The 12,095-nt window shown below is 70.7% G+C and carries 11 protein-coding genes; 5 read left to right on the forward strand and 6 right to left on the reverse strand.

From position 1 onward, the window contains the following. Positions 1 to 275, forward strand: a 275-nt coding sequence (locus ABYX71_RS06800) for a glutathione S-transferase family protein (protein WP_372695754.1), incomplete at its 5' end; no start/stop codon positions are given. Positions 276 to 322: 47 nt separating this feature from the next. Here the strand turns inward: ABYX71_RS06800 and ABYX71_RS06805 are convergent. Then, positions 323 to 949 carry a hemerythrin domain-containing protein gene (locus ABYX71_RS06805; RefSeq protein ID WP_372695755.1) on the reverse strand — a complete coding sequence of 209 codons (627 nt, stop codon included), beginning with the start codon at positions 947 to 949 and terminating at the stop codon, positions 323 to 325. Between the two features lie 289 nt (positions 950 to 1,238). Here ABYX71_RS06805 and ABYX71_RS06810 point away from each other — a divergent pair, with 289 nt between their 5' ends. Continuing rightward, entirely contained in the window at positions 1,239 to 4,100 is a 2,862-nt protein-coding gene (locus ABYX71_RS06810; protein ID WP_372695756.1) for a molybdopterin oxidoreductase family protein, read from the forward strand. 15 nt (positions 4,101 to 4,115) lie between these two features. Here the strand turns inward: ABYX71_RS06810 and ABYX71_RS06815 are convergent, their stop codons facing one another. Further along, complete coding sequence (locus tag ABYX71_RS06815) at positions 4,116 to 5,294, reverse strand: acyl-CoA dehydrogenase family protein (protein ID WP_372695757.1); 1,179 nt, start codon at positions 5,292 to 5,294, stop codon at positions 4,116 to 4,118. Positions 5,295 to 5,442: 148 nt separating this feature from the next. Between ABYX71_RS06815 and ABYX71_RS06820 the strand changes: the two genes are divergently transcribed. Genes ABYX71_RS06820 through ABYX71_RS06830 form a run of 3 tightly spaced genes read left to right on the forward strand, consistent with a single transcriptional unit; the run spans position 5,443 to position 7,789 of the window. Continuing rightward, positions 5,443 to 6,213, forward strand: a complete 771-nt coding sequence (locus ABYX71_RS06820; protein ID WP_372695758.1) for a 4Fe-4S dicluster domain-containing protein — start codon at positions 5,443 to 5,445, stop codon at positions 6,211 to 6,213. Positions 6,214 to 6,223: 10 nt separating this feature from the next. Continuing rightward, positions 6,224 to 7,171 (forward strand): dimethyl sulfoxide reductase anchor subunit family protein, encoded by a 948-nt coding sequence (locus tag ABYX71_RS06825; RefSeq protein ID WP_372695759.1) that lies wholly within the window; start codon positions 6,224 to 6,226, stop codon positions 7,169 to 7,171. A 36-nt stretch (positions 7,172 to 7,207) separates the two neighbouring features. After that, positions 7,208 to 7,789 carry a DJ-1 family glyoxalase III gene (locus ABYX71_RS06830; RefSeq protein ID WP_372695760.1) on the forward strand — a complete coding sequence of 194 codons (582 nt, stop codon included), beginning with the start codon at positions 7,208 to 7,210 and terminating at the stop codon, positions 7,787 to 7,789. Here the strand turns inward: ABYX71_RS06830 and ABYX71_RS06835 are convergent. From ABYX71_RS06835 to ABYX71_RS06850, 4 genes are all read right to left on the reverse strand, one after another. Beyond that, positions 7,774 to 8,775, reverse strand: coding sequence for a sulfotransferase domain-containing protein (locus ABYX71_RS06835; protein ID WP_372695761.1), 1,002 nt, complete (start codon positions 8,773 to 8,775; stop codon positions 7,774 to 7,776). The two genes, ABYX71_RS06830 and ABYX71_RS06835, sit on opposite strands and share 16 nt — an antisense overlap. Beyond that, positions 8,772 to 10,001, reverse strand: coding sequence for a cytochrome P450 (locus ABYX71_RS06840; RefSeq protein WP_372695762.1), 1,230 nt, complete (start codon positions 9,999 to 10,001; stop codon positions 8,772 to 8,774). The genes ABYX71_RS06835 and ABYX71_RS06840 overlap by 4 nt, the downstream gene beginning before the upstream one ends. After that, entirely contained in the window at positions 9,991 to 11,106 is a 1,116-nt protein-coding gene (locus tag ABYX71_RS06845) for a hypothetical protein (protein WP_372695763.1), read from the reverse strand. The genes ABYX71_RS06840 and ABYX71_RS06845 overlap by 11 nt, the downstream gene beginning before the upstream one ends. 14 nt (positions 11,107 to 11,120) lie before the next feature. Next, the coding region (locus tag ABYX71_RS06850) for a thioesterase domain-containing protein (protein ID WP_372695764.1) at positions 11,121 to 12,095 on the reverse strand (975 nt) is incomplete at its 5' end.

Raw genomic sequence — 12,095 nt, forward strand, 5'->3', positions numbered from 1 at the left:
GCTTTCGGCCCGACGGGCCCGATCCGGCGACGTGTGCCGAGACCGAACGGTTGCTGGGGCTGATACTGCCGGAGCTGGACATGGAGCTGAAGGCCGCGTCGTACGTCTGCGGCGCGCAGCCCACGCTGGCCGATATCGCCATCTTCACCAGCGTCGAGTATCTGCACGCGGCCGGGTTCGCGCTGGACGGGCTGGACGCGCTCGCGTGCTGGTTCGAGCGCTGCGCCGCACGCCCGGCCTGGGCGGGTTCGTCACTGGCGGCGCTGCCCGGATAGGGTCCACGCGCGATCAGCGCGCGGGGCGCTGTGGTCGGACTGTTTGTCTAAGGGACCCACACGGTCGCTCGCGGCGCGCGTGAGGCGCCGCGGGCCTGGGCGGCGGTTACCCCCGTCGCGGGGTACTGCAGTTGCAGCTTGTCCAGCTGGCGGTACAGCGCCGATCGCCGGCTGCGGCCGAGCACCTGCAGGTCGAACTGGCCGAAGGCGTGCGTCAGCGCATCCTGCGCCAACGTGTCCAGAACCCGGTCGGCGACGACAAACAGCACGTCGTGCTCCGCCGCCACCTGCTTCTCGTGCAGTGCGTGATAGGCCGTTGCGGCCGCGCTGAAGCGTGTGCCGGCGCCGCGATGGCCTGCCGACCAGGCGGCCTGGGAACGCGTCATGGCATCGATCAGCTGCCGGCGTTGGTGTCGCCCGGCCAGTTGCGCCGCGATCGCGCCTTGAGTGGCAGGCACCCCGCGGCGGCTCAATGCCGGAAACAGCAACCGCTCTTCCTTCGCGTTATGGCAGCCTTCGGCAAATTCGCGCAGGAATTCCAGTATCTGGCCCGCGTTGTCGGCATGGTTGTCGGCCGCACCGGCGGCGGCCTGCTCGCACAGGCGGCTCAGCACGCCCATGGCCCGATGAATGGCGGCGTGCTCGGCGGCGAGTAGCGCGATCGCGTTGCCCATGAGGTGTTACCGGCTAAGACGAGGTGAGGCAGTCCGTTGCTCACGGCCCAGACTGGGACCGTCTGGTGTCGACGGTCGCAGGCAGTCCGGGTGCTCCAAATGATTGGTCATGCGGCGCCAGAAAGCTGTGACTTAGTGCCGCCCCAGCGTGCAGCGACCGGTGGGGGCGCAGCGTTCGTTACCGGTTGGTGCTGCCCGATGAGGCGCCGGTTTGGGTTAGATTAAACGGCTATATGTTTAGTTTGTGACGGCTCGTCGCCAGGCCGCACACCAACCGGACCGCCCGCCCATGCCCGCTTCAGACCCGGTGATCGACACCGCGCCCGCCATCGCCGACCAGATCAAGACCACCACCTGCTACATGTGCGCCTGCCGCTGCGGCGTGCGCGTGCACCTGAAGGATGGCCAGATCCGCTACATCGACGGCAACCCGGACCACCCGGTCAACGGCGGGGTGATCTGCGGCAAGGGCAGCGCCGGCATCATGAAGCAGGACTCGCCGGCGCGGCTGCGCAAGCCGCTGCTGCGTACCGGCGAGCGGGGGCGTGGCGAGTTCCGGGAAATCGAGTGGGACGAGGCGCTCGGCATGCTGGCCGAGCGCCTGGACGGCATCCGCCAGACCGATCCGCGAAAGCTGGCCCTGTTCACCGGTCGCGATCAGAGCCAGGCGCTCACCGGCTGGTGGGCGCAGCAGTTCGGTACGCCGAACTACGCGGCCCACGGCGGTTTCTGTTCGGTGAACATGGCCGCCGGCGGGCTGTACAGCATCGGCGGCAGCTTCTGGGAATTCGGCGAGATCGACTGGGAACACACCCGCTACCTGGTGATGTTCGGCGTGGCGGAAGATCACGACAGCAATCCGCTGAAGATCGGTCTGGCCAAGCTCAAGGCGCGCGGCGCCAAGTTCGTTTCGGTCAACCCGGTGCAGACCGGCTATTCGGCCATTGCCGACGAGTGGCTGGGCATCCGTCCCGGCACCGACGGCCTGCTGATCCTGGCGCTGGTGCACGAGCTGCTGCGCAGTGAGCAGGTCGACTTCGACTACCTGGCCCGCTACACCAATGCGGCGTGGCTGGTGATCGACGACCCCGGGTCCGCCGACGATGGCCTGTTCGCCCGCGACGGCGACGGCAATCCGCTGCTCTACGACGGCGCGCGCGGTGCGCTGGTCAGCGCGATGGAGGCCGACACGCAGCCGGTGCTGGCCGGCCGGCGCACGCTGGCGGACGGGCGCGGCGCGGTGCCGGCGTTCGAGCTGTTGGCCCGCCGCTACCTGGAACCGGCCTACGCGCCCGAGGCGGTGGCCGAACAGACCGGCCTTTCGGCGGCCACCATTCGCGGACTGGCGGCCGAGATCGCCCAGGCCGCGTTCGAGCAGCCGGTGGTCATCGAGCAGCCGTGGACCGACTGGGCCGGCCGCCGGCACGCGCGCATGATCGGCCGTCCGGTGTCGTTCTACGCCATGCGCGGCATTGCCGCCCACAGCAACGGTTTTCACACCTGCCGTGCCCTGCACATGCTGCAGATGCTGCTCGGTGCCGTCGACACGCCGGGCAGCTTCCGCTACAAGCCGCCATTCCCGCGGCCGGTGCCGCCGCCGCAGCCGCCCACCGGCAAGCCTGCGCAGGTGCAGCCGGGCGAAGCCATGCCGGGCATGCCGCTGGGTTTCGTGGCGAGCCCCGATGACCTGCTGCTGGACGAAGCCGGCCAGCCCATGCGCATCGACAAGGCGTACTCATGGGAAGCGCCGCTGGCCGCGCACGGCGCCATGCACATGGTGATCCACAACGCCTGGAAGGCAGATCCCTACCCGATCGACACCCTGTTCATGTTCATGGCCAACATGAGCTGGAACTCCAGCATGAACAGTGCCGGCACCATGGACATGCTGACCGATCGGGACCCCGCCAGTGGCGAGTACCGTATCCCGTTCATCGTCTATTCGGATGCCTTCGCGTCCGAAATGGTGGCCTACAGCGACCTGGTGCTGCCGGACACCACGTATCTGGAGCGCTGGGACGCCATTTCGCTGCTGGATCGGCCGATTTCCAGCGCCGATGGCCCGGCCGACTCCATTCGCCAGCCGATCGTCGAGCCCGACCGCGACGTGCGCTGCTTTCAGTCGGTGCTGCTGGACCTGGGCGCGCGGCTCGGCCTGCCGGGCATGGTCGATGACGACGGCAGCCCGCGCTATCCCGGCGGTTACCCCGACTACATCGTCAACCATCAGCGCAAGCCGGGCATCGGCACGCTGGCCGGCTGGCGCGGGGCGGATGGCAGCCAGCACGGCAGCGGCGAGGTCAATCCGGACCAGCTGCAGCGCTACGTCGACAACGGCTGTTTCTGGCAGGACGAACTGCCGCCGCAGGCGCGCTACTTCAAGCACGCCAACCGCGACTACCTGGAATACGCCGCGCGCATGGGGTTCATCGGTTCCGCCAAGCCGGTGATCCAGCAGCTGTACAGCGAGCCGCTGCAGAAATTCCGTCTGGCGGCGCGCGGCCATGGCGCCGTGACGCCGCCGGCCGAGCACCGCGAGCGTGTCGAGCAGTACTTCGACCCGCTGCCGTTCTGGTACCCGCCGTTCGAGGGTGCGGCGCTCGCCAACACCGACTTTCCGCTGCACGCCATCACCCAGCGGCCGATGATCATGTACCACGCCTGGGATTCGCAAAATGCCTGGCAGCGGCAGATCCTGGGCAGCAACCGGCTGTACCTGCACCCGCAGACGGCGGCGCGCGTGGGCGTGGCCGACGACGGCTGGGTGTGGGTGACCAGCCATCATGGTCGCATCAAGTGCCAGGTGCGCCTGATGGCCGGCGTCAATCCGGAAACGGTGTGGACCTGGAACGCCATCGGCAAGCGGGCAGGCGCCTGGAGCCTCGACCCGGAGGCGGCCGAGGCACGCAAGGGTTTTCTGCTGAACCACCTGATCGCCGAGACCCTGCCCGGCGGCGGGTCTTCCAACAGCGATCCGGTCACCGGTCAGGCCGCCTGGTACGACCTTCGCGTGCGCATCGAGCCGGCCCAGGCCGACACGCCGGCGCACAGCGAGCCGCAGTTCGCCGTGCTGTCCGGTCCGCCGGGGCTGTCGCCGGCGCCCAAGCGGCTACAACGTGGTGCCGGCTTTCGCCGCCGCAGCACTGCCTGAGGCGGCGCCGTGGCGTTACAGCAGCGGGTGTCCGGGCAGGCCGTATTCGGCGCGGCCGTAGGCGAGCATGTTGTCGTCGTACAGCTGGCCGACGTGGATCTGCAGCATGAACAGGTCGCGCGCGGCGATCTCCAGCGGGTCGCCGCGGGTGGTGGCGGCGCCACCGAGCATTTCGATGCCGCGGAAGGCCAGCGCGCCGGCTTCGCGGCAGATGTGCGAGCGCCAGGCGTTCGGCCGGTTGCGTTCGGCTTCCGACACCACCGGCGTGTTGGCGGCATCCCAGGCCTCGAGCTGCTGGACGTAGCGTTCCTGCATGGCCTCGATGGCGTCCTTGCGGGTCAGCAGTTCGGCCACGTTGCGCTGGGCGATCGGCGACTCCCACTCCTTGACGCCGTACAGCACCCGTTGGCGTTCGCGCACCCGCCGCTTGACCTCGTCGGCCACGCGCTGGGCGACGCCGACCGCGATGGCGCCGAAGCCGACGGTGAACATGGGCATGAACGGGATGCGGTAGATCGGCGTGTCCGGTTCCCAGTCGCCGCCGACCGGCTGGTTGGTCTTTTTCACGTGCGCCAGCGGCAACACCCGGTGCCAGGGCACGAACACGTCGCTGCAACGCACACTGTGACTGCCGGTGCCGCGCAGGCCGAACGGATCCCACTCGCCGACGATCTCGATCTCGCTGGTGTTGGCGGTGACCAGGCACGGCTGCGGTCCGCCTTCCATGCCGGGGATCTCGACCAGGGCGCCGAGCCCGATCCAGGTGTCCCACTTCACGCCGCTGCCCCAGTTCCACTGGCCGGACAGCTTCACGCCGCCGTCGACGTACTGCACCTTGCCGATGGGAAAGAAGATGTCGGCCGTGAAGCCGTCGCTGTCGTAGATCTCCTGCCGACCCTTGGGGTCGAGGAAGGCCACCCACTGCTCGTGCAGGGCGGTGAAGTAGACCAGCCAGGCGGCCGAGGCGTTGTGCCTGGCAACCACCCGCACCACCTCGGAGAAGGTCCGCGGGCCCAGGGCGAAGCCGCCATAGCGCTTGGGGCGCAGCAACTTGTGGATCTGCGCCTGGTGCACGACGTCGCGCAGCTGCAGCGAAAACCCGCCGCGGCGTTCGGCCTCGGCAACCTCAAGGGCGGCCTGTTGGCCGATGTGCTCGGCGCGGGCAACCATGTCCTCGTGCGTGACATCGCTCACGGGGGCTCCTCCTGTCCATCCATTTGTGAGTGCCGCGGCAGTCTAGCAAACGGCCGGCAGGCTGCGCTGTTGCGGCGCTTGACAGCCATCAACACCGTCGCGCGCCGCCGCGCGGCGGCCCTGCATTGAGATTGAGTTTCAGCGAACCATGACCCAAATCGCCAAAAACACCACCGGCCGCAAGCTTGGCCTGGTGATCGATCTGGACACCTGCGTCGGCTGCCATGCCTGCGCGGTGGCCTGCAAGGAATGGAACGACGGTGGCCACATGGCGCCGCTGACCGACGAGGACCCGTACGGTGCCGAGCCGTTCGGGGTCTGGTTCAACCGCGTGCATGCCTTCGAGGCCGGGCCGCAGGTCGAGTCCGGTTGTGGCGGGGGCGGCGGTGGCGACACGCGCACGGTGCACTTCCCGCGCTCGTGCCTGCACTGCGAGCAGCCGGACTGCGTCACCGTGTGCCCGACCGGCGCCTCCTACAAGCGCGGCGAGGACGGCATCGTGCTGGTCGACGAGGACAAGTGCATCGGCTGCAAGCTGTGCTCCTGGGCCTGCCCGTACGGCGCGCGCGAGTACGACTACGCCAGCGGCACCATGAAAAAGTGCACCCTGTGCGTTGACCGCATCTACAACCCGAACCTGCCCGAGGCCGAGCGTCAGCCGGCGTGCGTCATGGTGTGCCCGGTCTCGGCGCGGGCGTTTGGCGATCTGGGTGATGCCGAGTCCGACGTGTCCAGGCGTGTGGCCGAGCGCGGCGGCGTCGACCTGTTGCCGGACCTCGGCTACCAGCCGGTCAACAAGTACCTGCCGCCGCGCCCGCGTCGCGCCGCCGCCGAGCATGCGCCGCTGGCCGATGCCGCCGACGGCGCCGATGTCGGCCAGCGCCTGCTGCGCTGGGTCGATCGTCTCCTGTCCCGTTGAGTCGTACGCCATGCATCCTGCCGCCTCGGTCATCCTGTTCACTGTCACGTCCGGCATGGGCTACGGCCTGCTGATACTGCTGGCCCTGCTCGGCGTCACCGGTGCCGTGCCGCCGCAGCCCGCCTTCGGCCTGGCCGGGTTCGGCTGCGCGCTGGTGCTGATCACCGCCGGTCTGCTGGCGTCCACGTTTCACCTGGGTCACCCCGAACGCGCCTGGCGGGCGCTGAGCCAGTGGCGCAGTTCCTGGCTGTCGCGCGAGGGTGTGCTGGCCATCGTCACCTACGTGCCTGCCTTGCTGCTGGCGGCGGGCTGGGTGCTCGCCGGTCGCAGCGACGGTGCGTTCGCGGTCATGGGGTGGCTGACGGTGGTGCTGGCGCTCACCACGGTGCTGTGCACCGCCATGATCTACGCCAGCCTGAAGCCGATCCCGCAGTGGCGCAATCGCTGGGTACCGGCCGGATACCTGGTCATGGCGCTGGCCACCGGCGCGCTGTGGCTGGCGTTGCTGACCAGCCTGTTCGATCTCGGGCGCGGGCTTGCCAGCGCCATTGCCGTGCCGGCGCTGCTGGCCGCCGCCGGCGTGAAATGGGCCTACTGGCGCGACATCGACGGCGCCGCCCCGTTGGCCCGGGTGGCCGACGCCACCGGACTGGGCGCGCTCGGCCAGGCGCGCTTGCTCGAACGCCCGCACACCGAGGCCAATTACCTGCAAAAGGAGATGGGCTTTCGCGTGGCGCGCAAGCACGCCGGACGCCTGCGGCGTCTGGTGTTCTTGGTCGGTCTTGGCCTGCCGCTGCTGCTGGTACTGATGGCGCCTGTGCTGCCGGCGCCGGCGGCCAGCGTGCTGCTGGCCGTGGCGCTGCTGGCGGGCATCCTGGGGGCATTGGCCGAGCGCTGGCTGTTTTTCGCCCAGGCACAGCACACGGTGAACCTCTACTATGGCGCCGATGCGGTTTGAGCCACGGTCGGCGCCCTGACCGCCGAAGCTACGCCCATGACATCACATGCGCCCCAGGTACTGGTGCCGGTCGCCGATGGCAGCGAGGAGATCGAGGCGGTCTGCCTGATCGACGTGCTGCGCCGGGCCGGTGCCTCCGTCACCGTCGCCTCGGTCGAGACGGAACTGACCGTGACCTGCTCGCGCGGTGTGCGAATCACCGCCGACGTGTCCATCGAGGCGTGCGCCGGACGCCGGTTCGACCTGATCGCCCTGCCGGGTGGCATGCCGGGTGCCGAGCGCCTGCGTGATTGCGCGCCGCTGATCGACCTGCTCCGGCGTCAGCGCGACGAGGGGCGGGTGTACGGCGCCATGTGCGCCGCGCCGGCGGTGGCGCTGGCGCCGCACGGACTGCTCGGGGCACGGGCCACGGCGCATCCGGCGTTCATGGACCGCCTGGCGCCCGCCGCGGCGCTCGACGATGCCGTGGTGGTCGACGGCGGCGTCATCACCAGCCGTGCGCCCGGAACGGCCATCGCCTTCGCGCTGGCCCTGGTCGCGGCGCTGTTCGGCGCCCAGCGGGCGGCCGAGGTGGCAGGGCCCATGCTGGCGCCGGTGCCCGCTCAGTCGGGCGGGTAACCGTAGCGTTCCAGCAGGTCGCCGTAGTCGGCCGTGAAGCGGCGGCGCAGTTCGGGGCCGAAGTGCTCACGCCACTGGCCGCCGGTCGGGTTGCGGATGTGGCCGGGTTTCCCGCCGCGCGCGTCGGCGGCGTGGCGCCGTGCCAGCCAGGCGGCCGCCGGCCGTGTCCAGGCGGGCAGGTTCAGGAAGTGGACGATTTCGCGGAACACCGCCGCTTCGTTGCCGAGCACGTCCTCATAACGGAACAACCGTACCCGCGGGTCGTCGACCGGCCAGGCGCGCAGGCTTTCGAGGTGATGGCGCCGGAACGCCAGTTCGGCGGCCAGACCGTCCTGCAGCGGCACCCGGTTCAGGAATGCATGCAGCGATTCGCCGGCGCGCAGGCCGTCGGGCACGGCGCCGTTGACCACCCACCAGTCGACGTCCACCGGGTCCGGCAGCGTGCACCAGGCCTCGGCACCGCGGCGGTGGTAGTGGTAGGCCGACACCAGCAGGTCACGCGGGTCGCGGATGAAGCGCACCACGCGGATGTCGTGGAACCGGTCGAGGTCGATGGCGTGGCCGCTGAGCGAGCACACCGTGTGCCGCGTGCAGTGGTTGTAGAACGCGTCCCGGCGATGGAAGAAGTGCTCGAACGACGCCCCCGGCAGCAGCGGCGCCCGGCACAGCTGCCGGTAGACCCGCTTGGTGAACTCGGTCATGCACTTGTGCAATCCCGCGTGCAGGCGCACCGGCGCGGTGATGGGGCCGGTCTGCGTGCCGTCGGTGGCCACCTGCAGGCGCCCCCGGCCACCGGCGATGACCCGATACCGGTGGCCGTCGATCCGCAGCCGGTCACCGGCCCGGGGTGTGGCGGTGGCGCTGGCCGGGGCGTCGTTGTGATCCAGCCGACCGGCTGCCAGCAGGGCACGCAGGCGTCGGCTCGACATCACGCCCGCGTGCAGCAGCAGCTCGCGCAGGTTCATGGGGCGCTGCCGGTCGGTCATGGCACGGTCACCGGCAGCGCGTGCGGCCAGCGGTGCCCCGGGCGTACCTGCCATTGGACGGTGGCCTGTGTCAGGTGCAGCCGCGGCGTGCGTTCGGCGGCCGACTGCAGCGCGGCGGCAAGCTGGCCGCGTGCCAGGGCGGCGCCAAGGCAGCTGTGGTGGCCGCGTCCGAAGCTCAGCGCACCGGTGTCCGGGCGGCGGATGTCGAGCCGGTCGGCGGCCGGGAACCGGTTCTCGTCGCGATTGGCCGAGGCCAGCAGCAGCAGCACCGCCTGACCGCGCCGCAGTGTCTGGCCGTGCCAGTCGAAATCCTCCTGCACCACCCGGCCGATGAACTGTGCGGGCGCTTCGAAGCGCAGGCACTCGCCGGCGGCGGCGGGGCTCAGGTCCGGCTGCGCGCACAGTGCCTGCCATTGCTCCGGATGCCGCAACAGGGCGGCGAAGGCGGCGGCGATGCCGACGTCCACGTTGCCGATGCCGTCGGCCCACAGCAGGGCCAGATTGTCGAGCAGGACCTCGCGGTCCAGCGTCTGCGCCGCCGCGCCGCCCAGGCGCCGGATGAGTCCCGGTCCGGCGGCGCCGTCCAGCAGGTGGGCGAAACCGTGGCGCAGGCGGCCGAGGGCGGCGTCGGTCGCCTCGCGCACCGCGTGGCTGGGCATGGCGGTGAACAGGTACAGGAAGTGCCTGGCATCGGCCTGTAGTGCCTCGCGCGCTGCCACCGGCACGCCAAGCACCTCGCCGATTACCGTCACCGCCAGCGGCGTGGCGAAGTCGTGCAGCAGGTCGAACTGTCCGCGAGCCGGGCAGGCGGCCCACAGGCGCCGGGCGTGGGCGTCGATGTCCGGTGGCGTCTCGCGCAGCTGGGCCGCCCAGGCCTGCGCCAGCGTGCGGCGCAGGGCGGCGTGCCGTGCCCCGTCGATGAACGGCAGCGTGTTGCCGGCCACCTCGGCGCACAGGTAGCGCGTCCGGTTGCGTGGCGCGATCACGGCGTAGGGCGCCGGCGCGTTGCCCAGGCGCGGGTCGGCCAGCGCCGCCTGCACGTCGGCGTGGCGAGCGATCAGCCAGGCGCCGCCGGCGCCGCGGTGCACCGGTTCTTCCCGCCGGAGGCGGGCGAAGTACGGATACGGATCCTGCACCACGTCGGGCGCGGTGAAATCGAGTGGCGACAGGGGCGGGGCCGGCGGCGGAGCGGGTCGCCACCGGCGCCGCAGCCAGTCAGTGAGCACGGTTGTTCAGGACCTTGCCGATTTCGACGTCGTTGTGTTCGAGGTGGTCGGCGATGCGCGCGCGCAGCGGCGCCTCCGGGGTCTGTCCGGCCGCCAGGCAGGCGAGCAGTTCCACGTCGTAGTAGCGGACGGCGGCCGACAGCACGAACAGTTCGTCGGTGAGGTCGGCGGTGGTGCTGGGCGAGCACAGGTCGGCGATGTTGTCGCTGCCAAGGCGCACCGGCACGCCGGCGGCCAGCAGTTCGAGCAGGCGTGGGATGCTGTTGTAGGTGGGTGTCAGGAGCGGTCGCAGCTGGCGCATGCCGACCGCTGCCGACGGGCAGCAGATGACACCGATGTTGGTTTCCAGCAGGCCGTCGACCAGGCGCCGGAAACGCGCCTCGTCATAGGTGGACGGCGAGATCATGTGCACTGCCCACACCGTGGGGGTGCCGTCGTCGGCGCGGGGGGCGCCGTGGCGCCGGACCGCCTCGATCAGCCGCTCGGTGCCGTTTTCGCCGGGCTCGTTGCGCTGATCGGTGTGCACGTGCACCGGCAGGTCGAGCGTCTGCGCCAGTTCCAGCACGCGCCGGCAGTGTTCCATGAAGCCGATGTGGTCGGGGTAGTCGTCCGTGTCGTCGGCTTCCGGCAGGCAACCGAGGAAGTCCGCCCGCCGCGCGCCTTCGCAGTACACCGCCCAGCGCTCGGGCTGGTCGTCGCGAAAGCCCAGCGGCGAGTAGGCCGCCAGGCGCAGGTCGATCTGGTCCGCCCGCTGGTGCTGTATCTCGCGCAGCCAGTCGAGCGCCTGCAGCTGCACCTCGTCGGCGGTGACGTCGACCATGGTGTCGGCCCGTACCGTGCCGCAGGCGAGCAGGGTGTCCAGGCACTCGTTGACACGCCGGAACAGGTCGTCGCGCCGGTAGGCCGGCCCCGCGTGGATGCTGCTGATCAGGCTGTGCTTGGCTTTCAGCGACACGTGCGAGCTTTCCAGCACCCGGTGAGGGACGGTGGCGAAGTAACGTCCATCGAGGGTGCCGTAGCGGTCCAGGTGCAGATGCGCGTTGAAAGCGCCGCCGCGGCGCGCGACGGCGGCCGCGAGGGCGTCGTAGAACGGCCCTTTGGTCACGAGCGTCTCCTTCCTCACAGGGCGTGGGCCGGGCGGCCGCCCAGGCCGACGTGCACCGGAATCAGCAGTGGCGTCGATCCGCGGTCGCCGAACCAGGCCACGCCGTCGTCGAGCAGGTCCACCTCCAGCAGATAGCGCTTGGGGCGCAGCCGCGCGCGCAGGCGAAGCTGCAGGTCCACCGCCTCGCCGGGTGGCAGCGCAACCGGCAGCGGGCAGTAACCGTCCAGCCGGCGCCGGCCGCGCGGCTCGGTGCCGCCCGGCTGCGGCGGGCGGCGCAGGCTGGCGGCCAGCACCAGGCCGCTCTGTGCGGTCGGTTGCCAGCTGGCATTGCCGCGGTTGTGCAGGCGCACGGGTAGGGTGATGCGCTCGCCGGGGCGCCAGTGCAGTGGTGCGTCGGCCTGCACGCTGCACGTGATGTCGGCCCGGCAGGCCTCCTGTGGGGGGGCAGCGGGCGCCTGCGGTGCCGGTGGCAGCCAGGCCAGGCGATCGGCATCGAACCGGCGCAGGGCCCGGCCCAGTTGGCGACCCAGGCGCCGGGCCCGGCGGCGCAGCACGTCGGCGTGGCGCACGCGCAGCGGCAGGCGCGCGACCCGACCGCCGAAATAGCGCCGATACCCGCGTCGCTGATCGAGCCCACGCCCCCGCGGTCCCAGTGAAAAGCGCCGCGTGTGCAGCAGCAGGACGTCGCCGGGGTAACTGCGGTGCACCCGGGTGTCGAGCAGGCACAGCAGCGCGACCTCGCGTCCGCGTGCCCGCAGCGCGTCGGCGATTTCCAGCGCCACCCGGCCGCCGGCGCAGTAGCCACCCAGACGCAGTGGACCGGTGGGCTGAAGGTCGGCGATCTCGGCGGCCAGTTGCACGCCCAGGGCACGCCGGTTGGCGGCGGTGTCTCCGGGCAGGCCGTACAGCGAGCGCATGCCGTAGACCGGGCGCTGCGGATCAAGGTGGCGCACCGTCGCAGCCAGCTCGGCATAGCCGTTGACCACCCA

It is taken from the genome of Immundisolibacter sp., from assembly GCF_041625615.1.
Lineage (GTDB): Bacteria > Pseudomonadota > Gammaproteobacteria > Immundisolibacterales > Immundisolibacteraceae > Immundisolibacter.

Excerpts from the sequence above, each read along its gene's own strand:
- ABYX71_RS06830 (WP_372695760.1), top strand. The coding sequence starts at position 7,208 with ATGACATCACATGCGCCCCAGGTACTGGTGCCGGTCGCCGATGGCAGC.
- ABYX71_RS06810 (WP_372695756.1), top strand. The coding sequence starts at position 1,239 with ATGCCCGCTTCAGACCCGGTGATCGACACCGCGCCCGCCATCGCCGAC.
- ABYX71_RS06820 (WP_372695758.1), top strand. The coding sequence starts at position 5,443 with ATGACCCAAATCGCCAAAAACACCACCGGCCGCAAGCTTGGCCTGGTG.
- ABYX71_RS06835 (WP_372695761.1), bottom strand. The coding sequence starts at position 8,775 with ATGACCGACCGGCAGCGCCCCATGAACCTGCGCGAGCTGCTGCTGCAC.
- ABYX71_RS06825 (WP_372695759.1), top strand. The coding sequence starts at position 6,224 with ATGCATCCTGCCGCCTCGGTCATCCTGTTCACTGTCACGTCCGGCATG.
- ABYX71_RS06805 (WP_372695755.1), bottom strand. The coding sequence starts at position 949 with ATGGGCAACGCGATCGCGCTACTCGCCGCCGAGCACGCCGCCATTCAT.